Source organism: Mesonia maritima (assembly GCF_042433895.1).
In the GTDB taxonomy this organism is placed as follows: Bacteria; Bacteroidota; Bacteroidia; order Flavobacteriales; family Flavobacteriaceae; genus Mesonia; species Mesonia maritima.
Genome location: NZ_JBHLUA010000012.1, coordinates 838,226 through 861,938 on the forward strand (window position 1 = coordinate 838,226; position 23,713 = coordinate 861,938).

The following is a 23,713-nucleotide window of genomic DNA, read 5'->3' on the forward strand; positions in this document are numbered from 1 at the left end:
CAATATTATTTTTTGTTTTGTGCTTTAATATACTTTTCTAACGCCATTGTCATCGAAGGTGTATCTGGCGTTGGCGCTTTAATGTTTACGGTTAAACCGTGTTCTTTTGCTGCTTTTATAGTTGAATTTCCAAATACAGCAATGCGGGTATTTTTCTGTTCGAAGTCTGGGAAATTTTCAAATAATGATTTTATTCCGCTAGGACTAAAAAATACTACAATGTCATAAAAAACTTCTTTTAAATCTGAAAGATCACTTACAACCGTTTTGTAAAAAACTGCTCGTTTCCAATTAATTCCTGCTTTATCCAACTGCTTTGGAATAGCTGGTTTTAACATGTCTGAAGATGGAAGTAAAAATTTCTCGTTCTTGTATTTTTTTATCAATGGAATTAAATCGGGAAATGTTCGTTTCCCTACGTAAATTTTTCGTTTACGATATACCACATATTTCTGTAAATAGTAAGCCACCGCTTCACTCTGGCAGAAATATTTTAAAGAATCGGGTACTTTATAACGCATTTCTTCAGCAATTCTAAAAAAATGATCTACCGCATTTCTGCTGGTTAAAATAATAGCATTGTATTGTGATAAATCTACTTTTTGTTGTCTTACCTCTTTAGAAGAAACCCCTTCAACATGAATAAAAGGAATAAAATCAATCTTAACTTTTTGTTTTTCTTCTAATTCAAAATAAGGAGAGTTTTCAACCTTTGGCTCTGGCTGAGAAATTAAAATTGTTTTCACTTTCATATACACACTTTTTTATAGTAAATCGCGTTCAACTATGTAATCACTTTATATAAAATGAAATAGGGTGCGATTTCAAGTGTGCAAAGGTACAAAATAAAATAAAACCAATGCATTAAAACTATTTTTTGCTGTTTTTTATAATAACTGAATAATATAAATAGATGGGCAAAAATTAATAAACCGCCAATAATGATAAGCCATAGTGTAGGAAAGTTAAACGAATATACGCTTAAAATTAAAAAAGGAAGTAGGCTTAATGAAAGGAAATTTTTATATGTAATTTTATAAAAAAGGTAATTGTCGAGGAGTTTTTCGATAGAAAATATGGTTCCTATTATTTTTTCAATAAAATATTTTGAACTTATAAAAAGGGAATAAAGCACAAAAATTTGAATAAATAATATCCAATTAGCTGAAGTCGTTTCAATAAAATTCGATTGAGAAATAAGAATAAATAGCCCCAAACTTATAAGTAAAGCATGGACTAAAAAGAGTTGAAAGCTGAAAAAATTAAGAACACGAAGCGATTTTTTATTCGACGTAAAATATTTATTTGAATATAAAATTCGGGAAAAATCATAAAACCGTTCTCCAAAAAATTGCTTAGAAAATACTAGCAATAAAAGGATTACAAGAAATAAAATTGTAATCCAATCATTAGATAAAATATTTCGACCAATTGCCTCCAATATCGATGATCTGCATTTTTCACAAAGGTAAGGATTAAATAGCACAAAAACATGGAATACGAGACCTTAAAAATAGTTACATTTGTGTCAAAAAAGCTGAATGTCGAAACGACTTGTTATTATACCTACATATAACGAGATTGAGAATATAGAGCGAATTATCCGAAATGTTTTTTCGCAAAAACATCTCTTTCACCTTTTAGTAGTCGATGACAATTCACCCGACGGAACAGCAGAAAAAGTTACAGAATTACAAGAAACGTATAAAGAAAAATTACATCTTGAAGTTCGAAAAAATAAATCAGGTTTAGGAACTGCCTATATTCATGGTTTTAAATGGGCATTAAACCGCGATTACACCTATATTTTCGAAATGGATGCAGATTTTTCCCACAACCCGAACGATTTAATTCGGTTATACAACGCTTGTAAAAAAAATGGGGCAGACGTTAGCATCGGTTCACGCTATATTACGGGTGTAAATGTAATAAATTGGCCAATGAATCGTGTATTAATGTCCTGGTTGGCATCAAAATACGTTCGCGCCATAACGCAGATGGATATTCAAGACACTACAGCAGGTTTTGTTTGTTACCATCGAAAAGTATTAGAAAAAATAGATTTAAATAGCATCCAATTTATAGGTTATGCTTTTCAAATAGAAATGAAATTTAAAGCCTATTTATTAGGATTTAAAATCACAGAAGTTCCGGTAATTTTTACAGACCGAACACGCGGAAAATCGAAGCTAAGTAGTAATATTATTGCTGAAGCTGTTTTTGGTGTAATAAAAATGAAATTAAAAAGCCTGATAGGGAAAGAGGTAAAAGAATAAAGAAGTACGTAAATGAAGAAGATTTTAATTAAAAATGCGAAAATCGTAAACGAAGGGAAAGTTACCAATGGCGATGTTTACATTGAAGACGATTTAATTGTTGATGTTGCAGATATGATTAGCGCAAAATCTCAAGATGTTCAAATTATAGATGCAGAAGGTCAACATCTACTTCCGGGAATTATAGACGATCAAGTACATTTTAGAGAACCGGGTCTTACGCATAAAGAAGATATTGCCTCAGGTTCAAAAGCTGCGGTTGCTGGCGGTATTACTTCTTTTATAGAAATGCCAAATACCAATCCGCAAACTACCACAATTGAAAAACTTCAGGAAAAATTCGATTTAGCAAAAAAAGTTTCTTACGCTAATTTTTCGTTTATGTTCGGCGGAACAAACGATAATTTAGAAGAAATTAAAAAAGTAGATCCTAAAACTACAGCGGCTTTAAAATTATTTTTAGGTTCTTCTACAGGAAATATGCTTGTCGATGATGAAAAGGTTTTAGAACAGATTTTTAAAAATTCGCCAGTAATGGTGGTCGCGCATTGTGAAGACGAGGAAACTATTCAGAAAAATTTAGCTGAATACAAAAAAGAATATGGCGATAATATTCCGGTAGAATTTCACCCGAAAATAAGAAGCGAAGAAGCTTGTTATTTGTCATCTTCAAAAGCGGTAGCACTTGCTAAAAAAACAGGAGCACGTTTGCATGTTTTTCATATTTCTACAGCAAAAGAATTAAGTCTATTCGATTCTAAAAAACCTTTAAAAGATAAAAAAATTACCGCCGAAGTTTGCATTCATCACTTATGGTTTAATGATGAAATGTACCACGAAAAAGGAACGTTTATAAAATGGAATCCTGCGGTAAAAACCAAAAAAGATCAAGACGCCTTGCTAAAAGGAGTAATCGATAATAAAATAGATGTAATAGCGACAGATCACGCGCCACATACAAAAGAAGAAAAACAAAACGTATATACAAAAGCTCCAAGTGGCGGACCATTAGTGCAACACGCGCTTCCGGCGATGCTAGAATTTTATCATCGAGATAAAATAAGTTTGGAAAAAATTGTAGAAAAAATGTGTCATAATCCCGCGATTTTATTTCAAATAGAAAAACGCGGTTACATTAAAAAAGGATACAAAGCAGATCTTGTTTTAGTTGATTTAAACGCGCCGTGGACCGTTCAAAAAGATAATATTTTATACAAATGTGGTTGGTCTCCTTTTGAAAAAACCACGTTTAAATCTAGAATTACGCACACGTTTGTTAACGGAAAATTGGTATACAAAAACTTTAAAGTATTAGATGTTAAAAACGCTGAACAATTAACTTTTAACCGTTAACATGAAGCAATTTTTTTTCATACTACTATTAGTGTTGAGTTTTACGGCATGCCAAGATGTGGAAACCGCCGAAAAACCCGAAAACCTAATTGAAAAGAAAAAAATGGTTGATGTACTTTTTGATCTCACTAAACTTGAAGCCACAAAAAATTACAGCACGCGAGAATTCAATAAACGTGAAGTGGACGCAAAGGAGTTGATTTTTGAAAAATATAAAATCGATAGTTTGCAACTTGCCCAAAGTATGGCTTATTACGCTGAAGATTTTAAAGTAAACGAAGCAATTTACGATGAAGTTAAAGAGCGTTTAGAAAAAGAAAAAGATCATTTCGATTCGATTATGAATGCAGAACGTACTGAAAAAACAGACAGCATTCAAGCAAAAAAAGAGCAAGACAGTATTAAAAATGCACTTCAACTTAAATTAAAGGAAAGCGTTCAGAATATTTCAGATGAAAGTTAATTTTCGCTGATAAATTCTTTTCCTGTTTTTTGAATAACCTTTTCAATCGGTTGAAATTCGTAATTTAATTTCTCTTTCACTTTCTCATTAGAATAGTAAGAACGCGAGGAAATGGCTTTTATGGAACGCGAAGTAAGCTCTTTTTTAGTGTTGAAGAAAAATTTACCCAGCGATTGAAAAATCCATCCTAGAAAAACCATCCATGAGTGTAAGCGTTTGGTAGGTTTCGGTTTATGAATGCTTACTGCAATTTGTTGCAAAACTTCTTTAAACGATAAATTTTCGCTAATTATAATAAAACGTTCATTCTGAAGGTCGCTTTGCATTAATTTCCGCATAATATTAACTACATCTTCTACACCAACAAAACCTGTAGTAAGCGGAAAATGATAACGTAAACCATTGGCTACTTTTTTAAAAAGCAATCCGCTGCCAGCATCCCAAAATCCGTTGCCAATAATTACACCGGGATTTACAATTACAACGCTTAAACCTTCTTGTGAAGCGCGCCAAACTTCCATTTCGCCACCGTATTTTGTAATGGAATAATTATCGTGAAAATTCTCATTAATTCTAGGCGAGTTTTCAGTAATTTTTTTTGTTCCAATTTCGTCTCCCAACGAGGCGATAGAACTTACGTGGCAGAGCTTTTTTATATTTTTTGAAAGTGCAATATTTACCACATTTGCGGTTCCTTCAATATTTATTTTCCGAAGTTTTTTATAATCGCGAACATCATAAGAAATTAAACCGGCGCAATGGTAAACGTAAGAAATTCCTTTAAAAGCATCGGTTAAAGTAGGAATATCGGTAATATCAGCTTTAAACCATTCAATTTTAGAAAAATATTTTTCGGTTTTTTCTTTAAAGTAAGTTGCTAATACTTTTTTGGCAAGCGAAATTTTTTCTTCACTTCTGTATAAAGCTCGAATTGGCGTTTCTTCCAGCACTAATTTCGCCAATAAATGCGAACCGACTAAACCTGTAGCTCCCGTTACTAAAATCATAGCGTAAATATAGGTATTTCTCTATCGAAAATTTTTCATTTCTACTATCTTTGCTTTTCGTTTAAAATTAAATTTAGAAAAATGGCCAAAAATTTTGTAGAAGAATTAACGTGGAGAGGAATGTTACATGATGTAATGCCTGGAACGGAAGAGCATTTGCAAGAAGAAATGCGATCGGCTTATATTGGGTTCGATCCAACTTCAGATTCTTTACATATCGGAAGTTTAGTTCCGATAATGCTTTTGGCACATTATCAGCGTTGCGGACATAAACCTTATGCCTTGGTTGGTGGAGCAACAGGAATGATTGGCGATCCCTCAGGAAAGTCTAATGAGCGAAATTTATTAGATGAAAAATCTCTGAAGAAAAATCAAGACGGAATTAAAAAACAGTTATCTAAATTTTTAGATTTTTCAAATAAAGATGAAAATGCGGCTGTGTTGGTTAATAACTACGATTGGATGAAAGATTTTTCATTCTTAGAATTTATTCGAGATGTTGGAAAGCACATTACCGTGAATTATATGATGGCGAAAGATTCGGTTAAAAAACGCCTTTCTTCAGAAGCAAAAGAAGGAATGAGTTTTACTGAATTCACTTATCAATTAGTGCAAGGTTATGATTTTTTACACCTCTTTAAAGCGCATAATTGTACGCTGCAAATGGGCGGAAGCGACCAATGGGGAAACATTACTACCGGAACCGAATTAATTAGAAGAATTGGAAATGGAAAAGGTTACGCGTTAACTTGTCCGTTAATTACCAAAGCCGATGGAAGTAAATTCGGGAAAACCGAAGGCGGAAATGTTTGGTTAGATAAAGAGCGAACTTCGCCTTACAAATTTTACCAGTATTGGTTAAATACAAGCGATGAAGATGCTGAAAAGTATATTAAAATCTTTACTTTTTTAGAAAAAGAAACCATTGAAAACTTGATAAAGGAACATCAAGCGGAGCCACATTTACGTATTCTTCAGAAAAAATTAGCTGAAGAAATTACCACAATGGTACATTCTAAAGAAGATTTAGAAAATGCGATACAAGCATCGGAGGTGTTATTTGGAAAAAGTACTGCGGAAGATTTAAAGAAATTAGACGAAAAAACTTTTTTAGATGTTTTTGAAGGTGTCCCTCAAGCAGAAATCAGCAAAGAAAAAGTTGATGAAGGCTTAGATATGATTGCAGCGCTTTCTGCTGAAACCAATTTTCTACCAAGTAATGGTGAAGCGAGGAGAGCTTTAAAAGCAAATTCAGTTTCAGTTAATAAAGAAAAAGTAAAAGAAGACTATACAATTACTGAAAGTGATTTAATAAATGGAAAATATATTATTTTAAATAAAGGGAAGAAAAATACATATATTATTAAAATAAGCTAAGACCAAAAAAAGGAGAACCCGAGCAAAAAGCTCGGGATTCTCCAACTAACTAACCAATCTATTATGAAAAAACTTCATCTTAGCATTATATAAGACGTATAAGTTCCCTATTTATTACATTTTTTTATAATCTTAACATAAGAATAACAATCGTAAGGTTTTACAAGGCCATTAAGTTGCAACCTCTAATATCGCTGTGGTCGAATCTACCTAAAATTTCAAATTTATTTTCTGCTATTTGTTTTCCTAAATCTTGTGTGGCAATAAAACTGCAAGAATTTATATTTGCAAAATCGATTACGTTAATGCCGCCGTTTTTTTGTTTTGGTAAAATGGTAAGCGGATCTTCCGGATCTCTAATAAGTAATTTCATTTGTGGTGGACATTCGAAAATTCCATCGCCTTTGGAATAGGCTTGCGAAAGTAATTCTGTCATTCCATATTCGCTGTGAATTTTATCTAATCCAAATCCCTTTTTTAAATGCGCGTGCAATTCTTCGCGAATCATTTCTTTTCTTTTGCCTTTCATTCCGCCAGTCTCCATGACAATCGTATTTTTTAAGTTGAATTGGCTTTTTTCAATTAAATCTAAAAGCGCAAATGAAACACCGAGCAGAAGTATTTTTTTTCCTTCAGCATCTAATTTTTTTACGGTTTCTGCTAATTCATTTAAATTATTTAGGTAAAATCCGCTTTCGGGATAGCGACTTTTTTCAATAAAATCTTGCGCCATATAAATGAGTGAAGAGCCTTTTCGTTCTAAATAGGACGGAAGTAAAGCAAGAACACAATAATTTTCTATTTCGCCATAAAAGTGCTTGAATGCGGTGCGAAAACTTTTCTTATAAATTTCAATATCGGTCACCAAGTGTTTGCTTGGCTGTTGACCTGTGGTTCCACTACTCGTAAATATTTCTGATATATTTTCTTTTGAAGATAAAATTTGGTGTGATTTGAAGAACTCGATAGGTAAAAAAGGAATTTCTTCAAGACATTTTACATTTTTTGGATTGCGATGAAGAAGCGAAGAAAAGCGTTGGTATGTTTCATTATTTTTATATTGAAAACGAAAAATTTCCAGTGCTTTTTCTTCAAAATCTTTATCGTTTGAAATAGAGAATAGGTTAGTAGTATTCATTCAAGAAAATATATATCGCAAAAGTATTAAAATAAAAAAAGCACCTCTAGAAAGAGATGCTTTTATAGTAAATTTTCTTAGAAATTACTCGATGATAAGCTTTTTAGTAGTGGCTTTACCGTCTTGAATAACTTTTACTAAATAAACTCCGCTTTGTAAAGTGGAAACATTTACAGCGTTTGAAGTTAATTTTTGAGCCAATACTTTTTGTCCTAAAATATTGAAGATAGCAACTTCAGCTTCTGTATTCTTCGCAGTTTTTATTTGAACCGTTCCAGTTGAAGTTGGGTTTGGATATAATGAAAACTCAGAAATTGTTGCATTTTCAACTGCTAAATTTGCATCAATATCATTGCTATTACGAGGATAAATTTGTGCAGTTCCATTAAATTCAGCTCCTAAACCAACAAGATTAATAGTTCCTGTAGGAATTTGGTTTCCAATATAATCAGCATCAAAGAAATTTGTTCTTAAAATGGAAGTTTCGCTACCATTTGAGATGTCATAACTTTCGCCACCTTGAAAAGTTCCGTTTCCATCAGTAATATCGGCAATAGTGATATTTTGGAAAGTAATTACTTCAGATTCATAGTCATTAGGATTGTTGTTGAAATCAGCAAGAGTAATAATTTGTGGAGTTATAGTATTTCCTGTGGAAGTAGTAGCTCCAGGATCAGATTCCGGTACAAATTGAAGCACGCCATTGTATTCTGATAATTCTCCTGTAATACCTGTAATTCCATCACCTACATTATACGTCGTTGTAATTATACCTGCATCATCATCAATTAAAATTGCTGCTGAATTATCTTCGATATATTTTTGGTTACGTGTTTCTCTTTGGAAAGTTATAACTGCTTCTCCGGTAAGGGTGTAAGTGTTACCTACTGTACCTAGTCTCAATTCAGAGATGTCAGAAACTTGAACAGCGGGCTGGCAACTTGGAGAAGTAATATTATCTGATATATTGCAAGTAGTGCTAGTTATAGTGTAGTCTAAATCGGTTCCCTCAGGGATTCCTGTAATAATAATTTGTCCAGAAGTATCTGTACTTGGATCATTAGAATTTACCATATCTAAATTTCCGGCACTAAATGTATAAGAATATGTTTCGGTTCCTCCGCCAGTAAATGAAGCAGTAACTGAATAAGTGTCTGTACCGCTTGAAATACTCTCGCAGATAACATTATCTATTGTAATATTTAATGGACAAACTGTAGAACAGTTAATATTCATTGCATCTGGAGTAGGGTTTCCCACACAAAATGTACCTCCAGTTCCTCTTTGAATTGATTCGGTATCTTTATTTCCATTAATATTCTCATCGTATTGAACAGTTTGATTAAGTCCAGTAAGTAACTCTGTATCGTCACTATCACTAGTTCCATAAACCAAAGCATCAATTAAGTTTGTAGATGTAACAGGAGTATCATTAGGAAAGTCTGTATCATCTCCAGAATAAATAGCTACAGCATCTGCACCGTTTTGTAATGTGCCTAAGCTTATGTCAGGGTTTGCAATAGTCCCATTACCTAATATAAATAACCCGTTACTATCTGTAGTATATCCATCTAAATCATATGCTGCATAACTTTCATCACTACTTCCATTATATAATACTACGACATAACCATCTAATGAAGTATTAGGATTTGTAGTTTTAAGTTCAATAAATTCAGCATTATCTGTACCCGTTTGGTCTGAGTCTAACTCATTAATAACCACTTGTCCGAAGGATAAAGTGCTTATTAAACAGATTAAAATTGAAAACGTAATTTTTTTCATAACAATTTTTATTTATTTAATAATGCAAATATAAACATTTGGGATGTGTTTTTAAATAGCATTTCTTAAATATTAGGGACTTAACTTTTTGATAATACACAAAAAAAATAGGCTGTTCTAAAAAGAACAACCTATTCTAAATGATTACGATTTTAAATTTTAGTTTGTTGCCCAGCTAAAATCGTTTACATCTACAGTTGCTGCTACTTCATAAGTTAAAGTAGGATCTGCGATGTTACCATCAATTGATATGTTTGAAAGTGGACCGTCGTTTGCCATATCAATAGAGGTCTCGTAACCACTTAAAGAAAGTCCGGTAATTGTAGCTCCAGACTGCGCTTTAAACTGTAAAGCAGTTCCTCCTTCTTGAGAAATGGCAGTAAAGTTTACAATTTTAGGATTGTTATTAGTTCCATCAGCCTCTAATGCAGTTGAGAACCCAGGTTCAGTGTGAAGAACATACGTGTTTGTTAATGTTCCTTCCCATCCTTCTGTCCAGTCGATAGCGTCATCTTCTAAGTTTTCAACGTAAACGTTGGTTGCATTTGCAGCACCTCCGAAGAATTCGATACCGTCATCTTGACCATCGATAATTGCGATGTTCTCGATAGTTGTGTTAGCTCCAACAGCGTATAAAGTAAGACCATTATACTGTGATTCTGAGTTAATTTGAGCTCCAGATTTTTTAATGATTAAGTACTCAATAGATCCTGAACTATCATCATTATTATCACCACCATAGATTAAACCACCAACTTCAGCAGTTGCGTTTACACCCGCAGTAGTTACACCTTCTCCTAAAAGAAGTAAACCACCCCAAACTCCATTTGAATCAGGACCCATTTCAACTGGGTTGCTAGCAGTACCTTCAATAAAAATTTGTCCTCCTTTTTGAACCGCAATATAAACATCAGTTCCAGTTCCGGTAACAATTTTAGTTCCTGCAGGAATTGTTAAGCTTGCACCTTCTTCAACACTAAGAATACCAGGTAAACTATAAGTTATAGAAGGATCTAACTCTACGTCTGAAGTAATTTCACCATTTAAAATATTATCAATATTTGCATTTGCAATCCAATCAAAATCAGAAAGAGAAACTGTAGATGGACCAGTGTAGGTAGCATCAAGATCTGCAACTTCACCATTGATAGAGATGTTAGTTAGAGGACCATCATTTGCCATATCTAAAGCAGTCTCATATCCGTTTAAAGATAAACCAGTGATTGTTGCACCAGACTGAGCTTTAAATTGTAATGCAGTTCCACCTGTTTGAGAAACAGCAGTAAAGTTTGTAATGGTTGGGTTGTTGTTAGTTCCATCAGCTTCTATAGCTGTAGAGAAACCTTCGATTGAGTGAAGAACATACGTGTTTGTTAATGTTCCTTCCCATCCTTCTGTCCAGTCGATAGCGTCATCTTCTAAGTTTTCAACGTAAACGTTGGTTGCGTTTGCAGCACCTCCGAAAAATTCGATACCATCATCTTGACCGTTTAAAATCGCGATGTTTTCAATTACGGTTTCAGATCCTACAGAGTAAAGTGTAAGTCCGTTGTACTGAGACTCAGAGTTAATTTGAGCTCCAGACTGCTCGATAACTAAATATTTAATTGATCCAGAGTTATCTGCATTATTATTACCACCGTAAATTAAACCACCAACTTCAGCAGTTGCATCTACTCCGGCAGTAGTTTTACCTTCACCTAAGATAACTAAACCACCCCAAGTTCCACTACCTTCTGGTGCCATTCTTACTGGCGAAGAAGCTGTTCCTTGGATATCGATTTTTGCACCTTGTTGTACAACCATATAAACATCTGTTCCAGTTTCGGTAGTAATTTGAGTTCCTGCAGGAATGGTTAATTTAGCTCCTGGCTCTACGCTAAAAATACCTGTTAATTGGTAATTTGTTCCTGCGTCTAAAGTCATATCCTCTGTGATAGACCCGTTAAGTTCAGATTCTGCGATTGGAGTATCATCGTCTGATGAAGAATCGTCATCATTGTTACAGCTAGTTGCGAAAACCGCTAATAACAAAATCGAAAATAAAACTGATAAGTTTTTAATTGATTTTTTCATTGTTTTTGATTTAAAATTAAAATTGATTAAAAGGTTCTTGTTTATAAATTGTAGCTCACGCCTAGTGATAAAACCGCTCCACGCGTATATGAGCTTACCGTTTCAGTTCGTTGTGTTCCTCCTGCTGGACGAACATTTTGTGTACGTTCTATTTCTGGGTTTAATAAATTTTTACCTGTAAATCTTAAGGTCCAATTTTCACTTAGATCTTGTGTGATAGTTAGGTTTAAAACCACAAAGCCTTTTTCAATAATAGAATCGTTATATAGTACATCACTTTGTTCTTGATCTAGTGGTGCTCGACCCAGTGCAAATATTTTATCTGAAGCATAATTAGCAGAAAGGTTTGCTATAAAAGGATTTTCCCAACTTGTTGAAAAGTTTAAAGAGGCATTTAAAATCCAATCTGAAGCTCCTTGAAGACCAACATCTTTTTTATTGTTGTAACGGAAGGTGTTAACTACACGTCCTTGTTCATTGGTGAATTCTTTTAAATCTTGTGTATGCCACATCCGAGTAACATTGGCTCCAAAATCTAAATTTATTCCTTCTTCAGTCTCGACATTTGCTTCTAAAATATTGATGTTAGCTTCTAATTCTAAACCATAGATTTTACCTTCATTACTTGAGTTGAAATAAGAAAACACTCCCGAAGCACTTCTGGTTTGCGCTTTGTTAATTGGTTCTTCAATTAATTTATAAAAACCGGTTAAAGAAATAAGCTCGTTACTGGTAGGGAAAAATTCCCATTTTAAATCTAAGTTATAAGCTGTACTTGCTTCTAGCTCTCTATTACCTCTTGTTACTAAACCGGTAGGGTCTACATATTCAAACGGTGCAAATTCTTTAAATTCCGGTAAGGTGATAGTTTTACTTCCCGCTAGTCTAAAGTTGTTTTCTTCGTTTAAAGAATATTTTACATTTAAGCTTGGATAAATGTTATCGTAAACTTTATTTACTTCTCCTTTACGACCACCTGGAGCATTTCCTACATCGTATTTTACATCGATATTATCTTTTTGAAAACGTGCTCCTACATTAAAATTGAATCTGTTTAATTTAAAGTTTGTTGTTAAAAATGCACCTCTTGATTCTAAAACTGCATTATAAGTATCGGGGATTCCGCCTTGCTCATTCAGCATTAAGTAGCCATTGTCAATATTTTCTTGAGTCAATACTGATGAAAGATTGTCTAATGAAGCCGGATTTAAAAATCCTTTTTCTGTTTCAGAAAGACCGAAAAATTGTGATTTAAAGTCTCTTTCCTTGTTTCTATAATTTCCTCCTACTTTTATAGATAAACCTAATGAGTCTTTGTTTATAATTTTGAATTCATCACTTAAACGTCCATTATACTCAGTGTCATCGATATATTGCAAAGATTTTCGTTGCTGATATCCGCCCATTCTCGCCAATTCGATTTCTTGCTCATTGAAGTTAATTTCATTACGGATACGATTTGGTTCATCTGCATTTACAAGGTTATATCCGATTCCCCATTCCAAGTTGTTTGATTCTCCAATTTTGTGCTCCCCAAGTAATTGGTTTACCCATAAGCGAGTTTGCTTAATATTTTGGTCTCTTACAAATTGCGAAAGTCCTTCATCGGTATCGGTTTCTTCAAAAACAAAACCCTCTCCGTTTCTTCCCGCTTCATAAACCTCGTCAGTTACTTTATTAATAAAAAGGCTTAAAGCTCGAATGTTATTTTTACTATTAAATTTGTAGCCTAAATCTATAAGTCCGGTAGTATTTATAGTTTTCTTAAAACGCTCAATATCATTAAAATAATCATCTAAATAATTGTTTTGATATTGCTGAAATAAACCACTTTGGTACTCGTAATTGCTCGTTTGAGATCCGGTCAAGAAAACTTTAAAATTCTCTCCTAATTTTTTACCCGCTCTAAAGGTGTGGCGGTAATTTATAGGTAAGGTAGTAGTTTGAGCGTTCCAAGTTTGTTCAGTTAAAGCTCTTTTAGAAGATAAATTCTTTGAATAAAAACCAAAAGACATATCTTCAGAATTTGGAGAACGTTTAAAATTATCACGCACTCCGTCTTGCATTGCATTGGTGTTTATTCCTAATCGCGTGCTAATATTTAATTCTTCGGTTCCGGTTAGCGACCGAGAATCAATATTTACATTACCGGAAGCCTGATCTGCAGAAGTACTTGCAGAATAAGTTTTGCTAATAGAAACACTTTCTACCACTCTGGTCGGGAATAACTCTAAATCTATATTCTTATTTTCAATATCATCAGAAGGTATTGGCAAACCATTTAAAGTAGTATAAAGGTAACGATCTCCTAAACCTCTAACATATACTTCTCCAGAGCCTTCACTTGCTGAAACTCCAGAAATTTTACTAGTTGCTGTAGCAGCATCGCTAACTCCCATTTTGGCTAATTCTTGGGAGCCGATACTTTCCTTAATATCTACCGCATCTTTTTGTTGTAAGAGCAGGGCAACTTCAGAATCTTTTCTTCCAACAGCTTTAATCATTACCGCGTCTAACGCTGCGGCACTACTTCCTAAACTTCCATTCACGGTAGTGGTTTGGTTGGCTTTAATTGCCACGTTAGGAATTTCTTTAGTTTCGTATCCAACAAAACTGAATACAATAGTGTACGTTCCTGGCTCTACATTATTAATTTCATAGAGTCCGTCAAAATCTGTGGTTGTTCCTTTACTTGTGCCTTTTATGACAACGTTGGCAAACGGTAAAGGTTGATTGTCGGTTTCCTTATCTGATAAGGAGCCTTTAATAGAGCCGGTTTCTTGACTGTAAGAAACTGTGGCTAACATGCTTAAAAATAATAGGGTTAAAAATTTCATTTGTTTGGTCACTTTCTTTTCGTTGCAAAGGAAGCTAACAAGGATGCAATAGATGTTACGAGGTCGTTAAGTGTACCTGCCTTTATTGTTATGAAAACGTTACGAATGTTATCTGTATTTCAGATTTGTTAACTTCGGTTTTTTAATATTATCTTTACTTTTACCACGCAAAAAATTAATACCATATTACTATGAAAACTAAAGACATTACTATTCTTTTAGTTGATGACGAACCGGACATCTTAGAAATTATCGGGTACAATCTTACTGCGGAAGGATACCAAGTAGTAACTGCCGAAAACGGAGTACAGGCCGTAAAGATGGCGAAGAAAAAAACGCCAGACCTTATTATATTAGATGTAATGATGCCAGAAATGGATGGTATTGAAGCTTGCGAACAAATTAGAAAAATTCCGAGTTTAGAAAATACACTCATTACGTTTTTAACCGCAAGAGGTGAAGATTATTCACAAGTAGCAGGTTTCGATGCCGGCGCAGACGATTATATTACCAAACCTATTAAACCAAAAGTATTATTGAGTAAGGTAAAAGCGCTGTTAAGACGGTTAAAATCTGAAGAAGCTGAAGAAAATATTGTAAAAATAGGCGATCTTACCATTAATAGAGATGAATATAAGATTCTGAATGGGAAGTCTGAGATAATTCTTCCGCGTAAAGAATTTGAATTACTTTCGTTGTTAGCCTCGCAACCCGGTAAAGTATTTAAACGAGAAGATATTTTAAATAATGTGTGGGGAAATGAAGTAGTCGTTGGTGGAAGAACAATCGATGTTCATATTAGAAAACTTCGTGAGAAAATAGGAGACGATAAATTTAAAACCGTAAAAGGAGTAGGCTATAAGTTTGTAATTTAATGGCGAAGGAATTTAAACGATCATATAAATTTGCATTTTACACCTCTTTATTCATTACAATATTTGTAAGTACGAGTGTAGCGGTTTACCAACATTTATCGGGTAACCTTAATTGGAATCACCTTTTAATTTTTTCAGCTGTTTGTTACGTATTTGCTTTTTTAATCATTCAGCTTCGTATTGAACATTTTATTTATAAACGCGTAAAGGCGGTTTATGATAAAGTCTCACTACTCGAATCTTCCTCTTTAAAACAAGATCAAATCACTACCGATATGGCAACCTTAACCAAAGAGGTAGAAAAATTTGCTGAAGGAAAAAAACTAGAAATAGAAGCCTTACGAATTCGAGAAAATTACCGAAAAGAATTCATGGGGAATGTCTCTCACGAATTAAAAACCCCACTTTTTACCGTTCAAGGTTATATTTTAACGCTTTTAGATGGCGCAATTAAAGATAAAGCCGTTCGCGAAAAATACCTCAATAGAGCCAGTAAAGGCGTAGAACGCTTAATTTATATTGTGCGCGATCTCGATATGATTACTAAACTGGAAACCGGCGATCTTCACCTCCATAAAGAACGTTTTAATATTGTAGATTTAATTCAAAGTGTCTTTGATTTATTCGAAATGAAAGCCGCAAAAAAAAATATTTCCTTAACCTTCGATACCGATTATCCAACGCCAATTTGGGTGCATGCCGATAAAGATAGAATACAACAAGTGCTTACCAATTTGGTGGTAAATTCCATTAAATACGGAAAACGTGACGGAACTACAGAAATTAGTATTGAAGATTTAATAAAAAATAAAGTAATTGTTCGCGTTACGGATAATGGCGAAGGAATTGAACAAAAAAATATTCCCCGACTTTTCGAACGTTTTTACCGTGTAGATAAAAGTGGCTCTCGAAAAGAAGGCGGTTCCGGATTAGGCTTATCGATTGTAAAACATATTATTGAAGCGCATAATGAAAAAATTTATGTAGAAAGCGATTTTGGCGTCGGAAGCGAATTTTCTTTCACGATAGAAAAAGAAGAAAAAAGCAAAGACAAACCCAAAGAACAGCCAAAAGAAACCACTAAGAAAAATAATTCTTCCCTAAAATTCTTCTAGCGAGCGCTGTAAAATAAAATTTCCCTATTCTCGGTAGGTTTATTTTCAAGCTTTAGTATTTTAATTAATTTTACCGAAATATTAAAGTTAAGCCGTGGGAAGTAAAAATAAGTTAAAACGTTTCAAAGAAAATGAAACCTTTGAAAATGTCATTCAACCTTCACGAAAAGAAATTGTAGAAGAAAAATTTCCATTAAAAGGAAAATGGGCGCAAGACTTTTTTAAAAATAACAATCCAATTGTTTTAGAATTAGGCTGCGGAAAAGGAGAATATAGCATCGGTTTAGCTGAAATGTTTCCGCATAAAAATTTCTTGGGAATCGATATTAAAGGCGCTCGATTTTGGCGTGGTGCAAAAACTGCTTTAGAAGAAAACATGCCGAATGTCGGTTTTCTTCGTACGCAAATTGAATTAATCGATCAGATTTTTGCTGAAAATGAAATCGATGAAATTTGGATTACCTTTCCGGATCCGCAAATAAAATATAAACGTACCAAACATCGCTTAACTAATACTGAGTTTCTTCAGAAATACAAAAAAATTCTAACCCTGGAAGGAACCATAAACTTAAAAACCGATAGCGAATTTATGCACGGTTATACTTTAGGTTTGTTACACGGTGAAGGTCATGAAATTTTACATGCCAATCACGATGTTTATAAAAACGATTATTCACCAAAAGAAGTGGTAGGTATTCAAACTTTCTACGAAAATCAGTATCTTGAACAAAATAAGAAAATAACCTATATTCAATTTAGGGTAAAATAACGGAGGCTCTTGGAAGAAACTAAACTCTTTTTCTTTACATTTTTTGCAGCATTAATCGGCGTTTTTCCACCGGGTTTAGTGAATATGACTGTTGCAAAAACCTGCGTTCAAAAAGGAAAAAAGAGTGGAATTTGGGTGGCTTTAGGAGCTTCGTTAATTGTATTTTGCCAAGCTTGTATTGCTATTTTAATGGCAAAATATATTTTTAATCATCCTTATGTTAGAAATATTTTACTGCGAACCGGTTTAGTTGTATTTCTCATTTTAAGTGTTTATTTCTTTATTGCGGCAAGAAAAAATAAAAAAAACAAGCACAAAGTTTCTAAAGGAAATTCAGCTAAAAACTTTTTTACCGGTATTACTATTGCATTGCTAAATGTTTTTCCTGTTCCTTATTTTGTAGTAATCAGTACTGCTTTTAACGCGAAAGGAGATATTAATTATGATATTATAAGCGTTATTATTTTTTCATTAGCCGCCGCTTTAGGTACATTTTCTACACTCTATATTTATGTGCTTTCATTTCTGAAAATTGAAAAGCACACCAATCGTTTTTCAAAATATTCGAATTATTTTATGGCTGGTTTAATGCTCTTACTGGTAATTATTACCCTTATCAGGATTTATTGTAATGGCTAAAAATGATAATTTCTTCGAAAAAGTTTACCAAGTTACTCGCAATATTCCTTACGGAAAAGTAACCACTTATGGAACAATTGCAAAAGCGATAGGTTCTGCCAAAAGTGCACGAATGGTTGGTTATGCTATGAATAACGCTGCTAATCTAGAAGATGTTCCGGCGCATCGTGTGGTGAATAGAAATGGTATTTTAACAGGAAAGCACCACTTTTCTGGTACAAACTTGATGCAACAGCTTTTAGAAAGTGAAGGAATAGAGGTGAGAAATAATACGGTTCAAGATTTTGAAAAACATTTCTGGAAGCCACCAATTTTAGAAGACTAGCTTAATATTAGAAAGCCTTTTTCAGCTATCAATAAATTCAATTAATCCCCTTCTTAATTACATACTTAACTCTTATATTTGCATTTTAGAATAATTCTAAGTAAGAGAATTGGCATATCAAAAAATGACAAGCTCTAGCTGAGCAATTATTAAAAATAGCATAGATGAAATTAGATAAAAATGAAATCCGCAAAGCACTCGGAACCATTAGCGTATCTGGAGAAGGTCAAAATATGGTAGAAAGTGGCGTGGTAAAAAATATTGTCACTTTTGGTGATGAGGTTGTAGTCGATTTACAATTAGCAACGCCTGCTTTACATATTAAAAAACGAGCTGAAGTTGATGTGATGAAGGCAATTCATGAACATGTTTACAAAAAAGCTAAAGTAAAAGTTAATATTAAAGTCGACGCTCCAAAGAAAGATAAAGCTCCAGAAATTAAAGGAAAACCAATTCCGGGAATAAAGAATATTATTGCCGTAGCTTCTGGAAAAGGAGGTGTCGGTAAATCTACTGTAACGGCAAATTTAGCGGTAAGTTTATCACAAATGGGTTTTAAAGTTGGTTTGCTTGATGCCGATATTTACGGACCGTCTGCAACCATGATGTTTGATGTTGAGCGTGAAAGACCTTTATCCGTTACAGTTGACGGAAAATCTAAAATGAAACCGATCGAAAACTATGGAGTAAAGATTTTATCGATTGGCTTTTTTACGAAACCAAATCAAGCGGTAATTTGGCGTGGACCAATGGCAGCGAAAGCGTTAAACCAAATGATTTTTGATGCCGATTGGGGTGAGTTAGATTTTCTATTGGTCGATCTTCCACCGGGAACCGGAGATATTCACCTTTCCATCATGCAATCGCTTCCAATTACAGGTTCTGTGATTGTAAGTACGCCACAAAATGTAGCGTTAGCCGATGCTAAAAAAGGAGTAGCGATGTTTAGACAAGAAAGTATAAATGTACCAATTATCGGAATAATTGAAAATATGGCCTATTTTACGCCGGCAGAATTACCGGATAACAAATACTACATTTTCGGTGAAAAAGGAGCTAAACGACTTTCAGAAGATTTAGAGATTCCATTTTTAGGAGAATTACCATTGGTGCAAAGTATTAGAGAATCGGGTGATATTGGTCGTCCCGCAGCTTTACAAGAAAATACGCCAATTGCTAAAGCATTAACAGAAATTACCAGAAATGTGGTGCAAGAAACCGTAGATAGAAATAAAAGCTTGCCGCCTACCGAGGCAATAAAAATAACTACAATGGCAGGATGTAGTGCCGTTAAAAAATAAAGCTTATGACAACAGTGAATAAAGAACTGAAAAATAACGTAGAGAAGGCCTTAGAAGAAATTAGACCTTTTTTACGCGGCGATGGCGGCGATATTTCGCTTATTGAAATAGACGAGGAAACCAATATCGTAAAAGTTCAATTAGAAGGAGCTTGCGTAGGATGTAGCGTTAACCAAATGACGCTTAAATCTGGCGTAGAAATGACCATAAAAAAATATGCACCGCAAATTCAAAAAGTGGTAAATATTGAAAGCTAATTTATTGCTGAAAGTTGACAAATGTCATTTTTAACTAGCACTAAAAAAGTTAATTTTACTGTTGTTTTTATAGACGAATAATTAGGTATGATTAAAACAGATATATTGATAATCGGTGCCGGTCCTACAGGACTGTTTACCGTTTTTGAAGCAGGATTATTAAAACTAAAATGTCACCTTATCGATGCGTTGCCCCAACCCGGCGGACAATGTGCAGAGATTTACCCTAAAAAACCCATTTACGATATTCCCGCTTTTCCCGAAGTGTTAGCCGGAGATTTGGTAGATAATTTAATGGAACAAATTAAACCATTTGAACCAGGTTTTACATTAGGCGAAAGAGCAGAAACGATTGAAAAATTAGAAGACGATACCTTTATCGTCACTACAAATAAAGGAACAAAACATCATGCGCCGGTAGTAGCAATTGCTGGTGGTTTAGGAAGTTTTGAACCACGAAAACCGCCTATTGATAATATTGCAAATTTCGAAGACCACGGTGTTTCTTATATGATTAAAGATCCTGAAGTTTATCGAAATAAAAAAGTAGTAATTGCCGGCGGCGGTGATTCTGCACTCGATTGGAGCATTTTCTTAGCTGATGTCGCTTCGCAAGTTACCTTAGTTCACCGAAGAAATGAATTTAGAGGAGCGTTAGATTCTGTAGATAAGGTTAAAGAACTTAAAGATCTCGGAAAAATAAATTTAATTACCCCTGCTGAAATCGATCAATTAAACGGGAATGGGCATTTAGAGTCGGTATTAATTCGAAAAAATAATGAAGCTTCTGAAGAAATAGAATTAGAAGTCGATCATTTTATTCCGTTATTCGGGCTTTCTCCAAAACTGGGACCTATTGCCGATTGGGGATTAGAAATTGAAAAAAACGCGATAAAAGTTGATAATACCTTAGATTATCAAACCAATATTCCAGGAATTTACGCCATTGGAGATGTAAACACTTATCCGGGGAAATTAAAATTAATTCTTTGTGGTTTCCACGAAGCAACCTTAATGTGTCAAAGTGCTTACAAACGTATTTTCCCTGATAAGAAATACGTGATGAAATATACTACAGTTGGTGGTGTTACTGGTTTCGACGGAAGTAAAAAAGAAGCGCCAAAAGCTATTGTTAAAGCGATTGATTAATTTTTCTATGGAGAACGAAGTTAACATTACAATTATCGATCGTGAAGGCGAAACGCATAAAGTTCAAGCGCCAACCGATATGGCAATGAATTTAATGGAAATTGTACGCTCTTTCGAGTTAGCTCCGGAAGGAACGATTGGCGTTTGTGGCGGAATGGCCATGTGTGCATCTTGCCAATGTTACATTCTTTCTGAAAACGAATTACCTGAAATGGAAATGGATGAAGAAGCCATGCTAGCTGAAGCGTTTTATGTAGAAGATAATAGCCGTTTAGGATGTCAAATTCCTATCACAGAAGACTTAGAAGGTTTGGTAGTAAAACTTGCTCCTGAATCGTAATTAAAATAGATATTGAATAAAAACCTCATCAATTTTGATGAGGTTTTTTTTAGTAAAGGCTTAAAAAGAATATTGAGTTCCAAAAGTCAACGTATAATTTTGTTTTAGTTGAATTCCATTTGGTTCTTGATAAGCCGGTAAAATTATTTCAGCAGCAAAGCGTAAATTTTTTAATGCGTTTTGTGGAATTAAAAAGTTTACTCCTATCGCATAATTCGCAATAAATCCGCCGTAATTTTTCGGGTTCACTGTAGTAACCATCATCGGGTTTAAAACTTCATTCCTACCACTTATATCATCGGTATATGAAACTTCGCCTCGTACAGAGAAACTTAAATATTCACTTGCTTTTAGTGCTAACCAAGAGGTAGCATTATATTGATTTCCTAAACGATAATCATTTTTATTATCATTCAAGCGAAGCATAGTTTTTCCTTGAATACCGCCCGAAATCATTTCTTTTTGCCATAAATAGGTTAAACCTAATTGCGTGCTAAATGAACCACTACCGATTTGCATAGGATAAGGTAGAATAACCTTATTTTCGTTAGACATCGCCGTTTCATCTTTCTTTTCAATAGATCCGGTTGGTAAAATAACGCCGACTTGCGTATGTAAACTATGCTGATTTTTATTGAAAATACGATACAATGCAGAAAGTGAAACATCTCCAAACCCGTTTGAATTTGTGGTAAAATCACTTCGCATGTTCATTCCCATATTATTGGTCATTTGCATTTGCAAATCCATATCATTACTTATATAATTGCCCATCGCCATAAGCGTTAACTTGTCAGAAGGTGCGTACATCGCTCCTAACATATGCATATTCATTAACATTTTTTGCGGGGTGACCATATAATTATTATAAACAAAATCTTTGCTCACGTCTTCATCTTGATAACGTAAATCTTTCATTTGCATAGTCATAAAACGATAGGAAAACATAAATTCTCCTTTATGATGATAATGATCGCCCATTACACCAATTGGCGCGTGACCGTCAGGCCTGCTAGAAGTCCATAAATCATCTGAATGTGAAGTGGAATTTTCTTGTGAAAACCCTATAAAGCTGAGCATGAAAAGCCATGCACTTAAAAATTTTTTCATGATAAAAGTGTGTAAATATTTATATAAGTTGAATTGCATCCATTTAAAGGATGTGAATTTTGCTCAAGATTGGAGCAAAAAATATTTATTCTAAAAACGAAATATTTTATACACTTGGTGGATGAAAAAAAGATAAATCAGCTAAGTAGCTATAGAAATTAAAGTAATGCGATTGAAATGATTTTTCTTCGACTATAAAATTTTGCGGAGAAAGTTGAAGTATTTCAATAAAACCAATTGGATAATTTTCTAATTGAATGCGGTTTTTTGGAGTTTCAGAATCTTGCTGCTTTTTTAATTGACGCATTAAGTAACATTTTCCGTTACAATTTAATTTGGGTTTGTCTTTATTAATACATAAAACCTTCGAAATATAATCATAATTAATAAGGTAGTCTAATACAGGTTCTGCCGGTCGAAGCATCGCTACCAGGTATAAACTGCAAAGAAATAAACTACTGAGTTTAGGCAATTACGTGGTTTTTATTGATTTCATCTTCAATTCCGTTCCACAATAAAATACGTTGGTTTAACGCCTGTTGTGAAATTTCTTCAGCTTCATTCCATTTTTGGTCATCATTTCCGCAAAGTTCTTCAACCATTTTTAAAGCCATCGGTCCGTGTTCATCTTCATCTAATTCAATATGACGATCAAAATAATATTTAAACAGCGTTAAATCTTCTTCAGGAAAGTTTTGCTGAATTTTTTCAATGATAGAAGAAAACATTGCAGGAATTAAATTTTCTCGACCGTAAGTGAATGCCGCTGCAATTTGATGTGGTTTATTTGAATACACAATATCGAAGGTGAAACTGAGAAATTTTTTCACATTTATTGGGAGCTCACTCGAAGCAATTACCAAATAAATATCAGTTCCGTGTTCAATTTGCTGAATAAAATCTTCAATGCGATTTAAGTTTGATCCGCTTTTTTTCATCGCGTCAAGATACATTTCGAAATGACTTTGGCGGTTTCCAAAATAATTAAGATCGGTTTCTTCAGCTAATACAATTTCATTAATTAAATAACGAACTTCAGGATTTCCTACAGGAAACCACGGCAATTCTGTATTGGTTAATTTAATTTGAAGCGCTTTCAGCAACGACATAAAATCCCAAACTGCAAATACGTGATGTTCCATAAAAATTTGCAAATCACGCGGATTTTGAATTTTTTCATAGAGCGAATGTTTGAGTAAAGCATTTCGTTGATCTTCGGTAGCTTGATGAATATTTTCTAAACGCATTAAATTTTTTGTGCAAAAATAAGTGCTAATACTTGTAAATTAAAGCAATGCCTAAAATTTAACGCTTTCATAAGTCAGAAAAGATGAAATTATAAAAATCTATCCTTAACTTTAAGAATGGTTTGTGATATTCTCATATTTTATTGGCAACGCCAAAGGTTTTAATACTTCGTAGGCTAGCTTGAAATTAAAAATTTATTTCTAATGAATACTTTGTGGACTTGCTTCGAGTTAGTTTATTAAAAAATCGGTAGATTATTTACGGGTAGAAGGC

Annotated in this window: 23 protein-coding genes; 13 read left to right on the top strand and 10 right to left on the bottom strand. The window is 33.8% G+C overall.

The window, feature by feature from the left end; genetic code table 11:
- Positions 1-5 precede the first annotated feature (5 nt).
- Entirely contained in the window at positions 6-752 is a 747-nt protein-coding gene (locus ACFFGL_RS10730; protein WP_309726163.1) for a uroporphyrinogen-III synthase, read from the bottom strand.
- Positions 753-784: 32 nt separating this feature from the next.
- Complete coding sequence (locus ACFFGL_RS10735; RefSeq protein ID WP_374708743.1) at positions 785-1,486, bottom strand: DUF4271 domain-containing protein; 702 nt, start codon at positions 1,484-1,486, stop codon at positions 785-787.
- A gap of 55 nt (positions 1,487-1,541) precedes the next feature.
- On the opposite strand from ACFFGL_RS10735, the gene ACFFGL_RS10740 reads away from it, so the two are divergent.
- From ACFFGL_RS10740 to ACFFGL_RS10750, 3 genes are read left to right on the top strand one after another with little or no spacing between them, the layout of a single operon-like run.
- On the top strand, positions 1,542-2,276 hold the full coding sequence (locus ACFFGL_RS10740) for a polyprenol monophosphomannose synthase (RefSeq protein WP_309726161.1): 735 nt from the start codon (positions 1,542-1,544) through the stop codon (positions 2,274-2,276).
- 12 nt (positions 2,277-2,288) lie between these two features.
- Positions 2,289-3,629 (top strand): dihydroorotase, encoded by a 1,341-nt coding sequence (locus tag ACFFGL_RS10745; protein WP_309726159.1) that lies wholly within the window; start codon positions 2,289-2,291, stop codon positions 3,627-3,629.
- A gap of 1 nt (position 3,630) precedes the next feature.
- A complete protein-coding gene (locus ACFFGL_RS10750; protein ID WP_309726158.1) occupies positions 3,631-4,092 on the top strand; it encodes a DUF4296 domain-containing protein in 462 nt (153 codons plus the stop codon).
- Here ACFFGL_RS10750 and ACFFGL_RS10755 read toward each other — a convergent pair.
- Positions 4,089-5,099 carry an SDR family oxidoreductase gene (locus ACFFGL_RS10755; protein ID WP_309726156.1) on the bottom strand — a complete coding sequence of 337 codons (1,011 nt, stop codon included), beginning with the start codon at positions 5,097-5,099 and terminating at the stop codon, positions 4,089-4,091. The genes ACFFGL_RS10750 and ACFFGL_RS10755 overlap by 4 nt on opposite strands.
- Positions 5,100-5,180: 81 nt before the next feature.
- Between ACFFGL_RS10755 and tyrS the strand changes: the two genes are divergently transcribed.
- Positions 5,181-6,476 carry a tyrosine--tRNA ligase gene (tyrS, locus tag ACFFGL_RS10760; protein WP_309726154.1) on the top strand — a complete coding sequence of 432 codons (1,296 nt, stop codon included), beginning with the start codon at positions 5,181-5,183 and terminating at the stop codon, positions 6,474-6,476.
- A 160-nt stretch (positions 6,477-6,636) separates the two neighbouring features.
- Here the strand turns inward: tyrS and ACFFGL_RS10765 are convergent, their stop codons facing one another.
- The 4 genes from ACFFGL_RS10765 to ACFFGL_RS10780 all read right to left on the bottom strand — a co-directional run bounded on the left by ACFFGL_RS10765 (position 6,637) and on the right by ACFFGL_RS10780 (position 14,312).
- Entirely contained in the window at positions 6,637-7,614 is a 978-nt protein-coding gene (locus tag ACFFGL_RS10765; protein ID WP_309726153.1) for a LuxE/PaaK family acyltransferase, read from the bottom strand.
- An 84-nt stretch (positions 7,615-7,698) separates the two neighbouring features.
- Positions 7,699-9,399, bottom strand: coding sequence for a T9SS type A sorting domain-containing protein (locus ACFFGL_RS10770; RefSeq protein ID WP_309726151.1), 1,701 nt, complete (start codon positions 9,397-9,399; stop codon positions 7,699-7,701).
- 159 nt (positions 9,400-9,558) lie between these two features.
- Positions 9,559-11,475, bottom strand: a complete 1,917-nt coding sequence (locus ACFFGL_RS10775; RefSeq protein WP_309726149.1) for a hypothetical protein — start codon at positions 11,473-11,475, stop codon at positions 9,559-9,561.
- A gap of 41 nt (positions 11,476-11,516) precedes the next feature.
- Positions 11,517-14,312, bottom strand: a complete 2,796-nt coding sequence (locus ACFFGL_RS10780; protein WP_309726147.1) for a TonB-dependent receptor — start codon at positions 14,310-14,312, stop codon at positions 11,517-11,519.
- Positions 14,313-14,503: 191 nt separating this feature from the next.
- Between ACFFGL_RS10780 and ACFFGL_RS10785 the strand changes: the two genes are divergently transcribed.
- From ACFFGL_RS10785 to ACFFGL_RS10825, 9 genes are all read left to right on the top strand, one after another.
- Positions 14,504-15,187 carry a response regulator transcription factor gene (locus tag ACFFGL_RS10785; protein WP_309726145.1) on the top strand — a complete coding sequence of 228 codons (684 nt, stop codon included), beginning with the start codon at positions 14,504-14,506 and terminating at the stop codon, positions 15,185-15,187.
- Positions 15,187-16,302 carry a sensor histidine kinase gene (locus ACFFGL_RS10790; protein WP_309726142.1) on the top strand — a complete coding sequence of 372 codons (1,116 nt, stop codon included), beginning with the start codon at positions 15,187-15,189 and terminating at the stop codon, positions 16,300-16,302. Before ACFFGL_RS10785 ends, ACFFGL_RS10790 begins: the two co-directional genes overlap by 1 nt.
- 94 nt (positions 16,303-16,396) lie before the next feature.
- On the top strand, positions 16,397-17,071 hold the full coding sequence (trmB, locus tag ACFFGL_RS10795; RefSeq protein ID WP_309726141.1) for a tRNA (guanosine(46)-N7)-methyltransferase TrmB: 675 nt from the start codon (positions 16,397-16,399) through the stop codon (positions 17,069-17,071).
- A 9-nt stretch (positions 17,072-17,080) separates the two neighbouring features.
- Positions 17,081-17,710, top strand: coding sequence for a LysE family translocator (locus tag ACFFGL_RS10800; RefSeq protein WP_309726139.1), 630 nt, complete (start codon positions 17,081-17,083; stop codon positions 17,708-17,710).
- The gene (locus tag ACFFGL_RS10805; RefSeq protein WP_309726137.1) at positions 17,703-18,035 is read left to right on the top strand and encodes an MGMT family protein; all 333 of its coding nucleotides are present in this window, start codon (positions 17,703-17,705) and stop codon (positions 18,033-18,035) included. The genes ACFFGL_RS10800 and ACFFGL_RS10805 overlap by 8 nt, the downstream gene beginning before the upstream one ends.
- Before the next feature lie 164 nt (positions 18,036-18,199).
- Positions 18,200-19,336: an Mrp/NBP35 family ATP-binding protein gene (locus ACFFGL_RS10810; protein WP_309726135.1), complete on the top strand. Its 1,137-nt coding sequence runs from the start codon at positions 18,200-18,202 to the stop codon at positions 19,334-19,336.
- A 5-nt stretch (positions 19,337-19,341) separates the two neighbouring features.
- Positions 19,342-19,593, top strand: a complete 252-nt coding sequence (locus ACFFGL_RS10815) for a NifU family protein (protein WP_309726133.1) — start codon at positions 19,342-19,344, stop codon at positions 19,591-19,593.
- Positions 19,594-19,680: 87 nt separating this feature from the next.
- Positions 19,681-20,742: an NAD(P)/FAD-dependent oxidoreductase gene (locus ACFFGL_RS10820; protein WP_309726131.1), complete on the top strand. Its 1,062-nt coding sequence runs from the start codon at positions 19,681-19,683 to the stop codon at positions 20,740-20,742.
- A gap of 7 nt (positions 20,743-20,749) precedes the next feature.
- On the top strand, positions 20,750-21,082 hold the full coding sequence (locus ACFFGL_RS10825; protein WP_309726129.1) for a 2Fe-2S iron-sulfur cluster-binding family protein: 333 nt from the start codon (positions 20,750-20,752) through the stop codon (positions 21,080-21,082).
- A gap of 60 nt (positions 21,083-21,142) precedes the next feature.
- Here the strand turns inward: ACFFGL_RS10825 and ACFFGL_RS10830 are convergent, their stop codons facing one another.
- From ACFFGL_RS10830 to ACFFGL_RS10840, 3 genes are all read right to left on the bottom strand, one after another.
- On the bottom strand, positions 21,143-22,192 hold the full coding sequence (locus tag ACFFGL_RS10830) for a transporter (protein ID WP_309726127.1): 1,050 nt from the start codon (positions 22,190-22,192) through the stop codon (positions 21,143-21,145).
- A 106-nt stretch (positions 22,193-22,298) separates the two neighbouring features.
- Positions 22,299-22,664, bottom strand: coding sequence for a hypothetical protein (locus ACFFGL_RS10835; protein WP_309726125.1), 366 nt, complete (start codon positions 22,662-22,664; stop codon positions 22,299-22,301).
- Positions 22,657-23,439: a DUF3050 domain-containing protein gene (locus tag ACFFGL_RS10840; RefSeq protein ID WP_309726123.1), complete on the bottom strand. Its 783-nt coding sequence runs from the start codon at positions 23,437-23,439 to the stop codon at positions 22,657-22,659. Before ACFFGL_RS10840 ends, ACFFGL_RS10835 begins: the two co-directional genes overlap by 8 nt.
- Positions 23,440-23,713 lie beyond the last annotated feature (274 nt).

What these genes read in the sequence shown, in the direction of transcription:
- ACFFGL_RS10740 (WP_309726161.1), top strand. Translation starts at nt 1,542, where the DNA reads ATGTCGAAACGACTTGTTATTATACCTACATATAACGAGATTGAGAAT.
- ACFFGL_RS10785 (WP_309726145.1), top strand. Translation starts at nt 14,504, where the DNA reads ATGAAAACTAAAGACATTACTATTCTTTTAGTTGATGACGAACCGGAC.
- ACFFGL_RS10825 (WP_309726129.1), top strand. Translation starts at nt 20,750, where the DNA reads ATGGAGAACGAAGTTAACATTACAATTATCGATCGTGAAGGCGAAACG.
- ACFFGL_RS10755 (WP_309726156.1), bottom strand. Translation starts at nt 5,099, where the DNA reads ATGATTTTAGTAACGGGAGCTACAGGTTTAGTCGGTTCGCATTTATTG.
- ACFFGL_RS10810 (WP_309726135.1), top strand. Translation starts at nt 18,200, where the DNA reads ATGAAATTAGATAAAAATGAAATCCGCAAAGCACTCGGAACCATTAGC.
- ACFFGL_RS10830 (WP_309726127.1), bottom strand. Translation starts at nt 22,192, where the DNA reads ATGAAAAAATTTTTAAGTGCATGGCTTTTCATGCTCAGCTTTATAGGG.
- ACFFGL_RS10750 (WP_309726158.1), top strand. Translation starts at nt 3,631, where the DNA reads ATGAAGCAATTTTTTTTCATACTACTATTAGTGTTGAGTTTTACGGCA.
- ACFFGL_RS10730 (WP_309726163.1), bottom strand. Translation starts at nt 752, where the DNA reads ATGAAAGTGAAAACAATTTTAATTTCTCAGCCAGAGCCAAAGGTTGAA.
- tyrS (WP_309726154.1), top strand. Translation starts at nt 5,181, where the DNA reads ATGGCCAAAAATTTTGTAGAAGAATTAACGTGGAGAGGAATGTTACAT.
- ACFFGL_RS10840 (WP_309726123.1), bottom strand. Translation starts at nt 23,439, where the DNA reads ATGCGTTTAGAAAATATTCATCAAGCTACCGAAGATCAACGAAATGCT.
- ACFFGL_RS10780 (WP_309726147.1), bottom strand. Translation starts at nt 14,312, where the DNA reads ATGAAATTTTTAACCCTATTATTTTTAAGCATGTTAGCCACAGTTTCT.
- ACFFGL_RS10770 (WP_309726151.1), bottom strand. Translation starts at nt 9,399, where the DNA reads ATGAAAAAAATTACGTTTTCAATTTTAATCTGTTTAATAAGCACTTTA.
- ACFFGL_RS10805 (WP_309726137.1), top strand. Translation starts at nt 17,703, where the DNA reads ATGGCTAAAAATGATAATTTCTTCGAAAAAGTTTACCAAGTTACTCGC.
- ACFFGL_RS10790 (WP_309726142.1), top strand. Translation starts at nt 15,187, where the DNA reads ATGGCGAAGGAATTTAAACGATCATATAAATTTGCATTTTACACCTCT.
- ACFFGL_RS10765 (WP_309726153.1), bottom strand. Translation starts at nt 7,614, where the DNA reads ATGAATACTACTAACCTATTCTCTATTTCAAACGATAAAGATTTTGAA.
- ACFFGL_RS10775 (WP_309726149.1), bottom strand. Translation starts at nt 11,475, where the DNA reads ATGAAAAAATCAATTAAAAACTTATCAGTTTTATTTTCGATTTTGTTA.
- ACFFGL_RS10820 (WP_309726131.1), top strand. Translation starts at nt 19,681, where the DNA reads ATGATTAAAACAGATATATTGATAATCGGTGCCGGTCCTACAGGACTG.
- ACFFGL_RS10815 (WP_309726133.1), top strand. Translation starts at nt 19,342, where the DNA reads ATGACAACAGTGAATAAAGAACTGAAAAATAACGTAGAGAAGGCCTTA.
- ACFFGL_RS10745 (WP_309726159.1), top strand. Translation starts at nt 2,289, where the DNA reads ATGAAGAAGATTTTAATTAAAAATGCGAAAATCGTAAACGAAGGGAAA.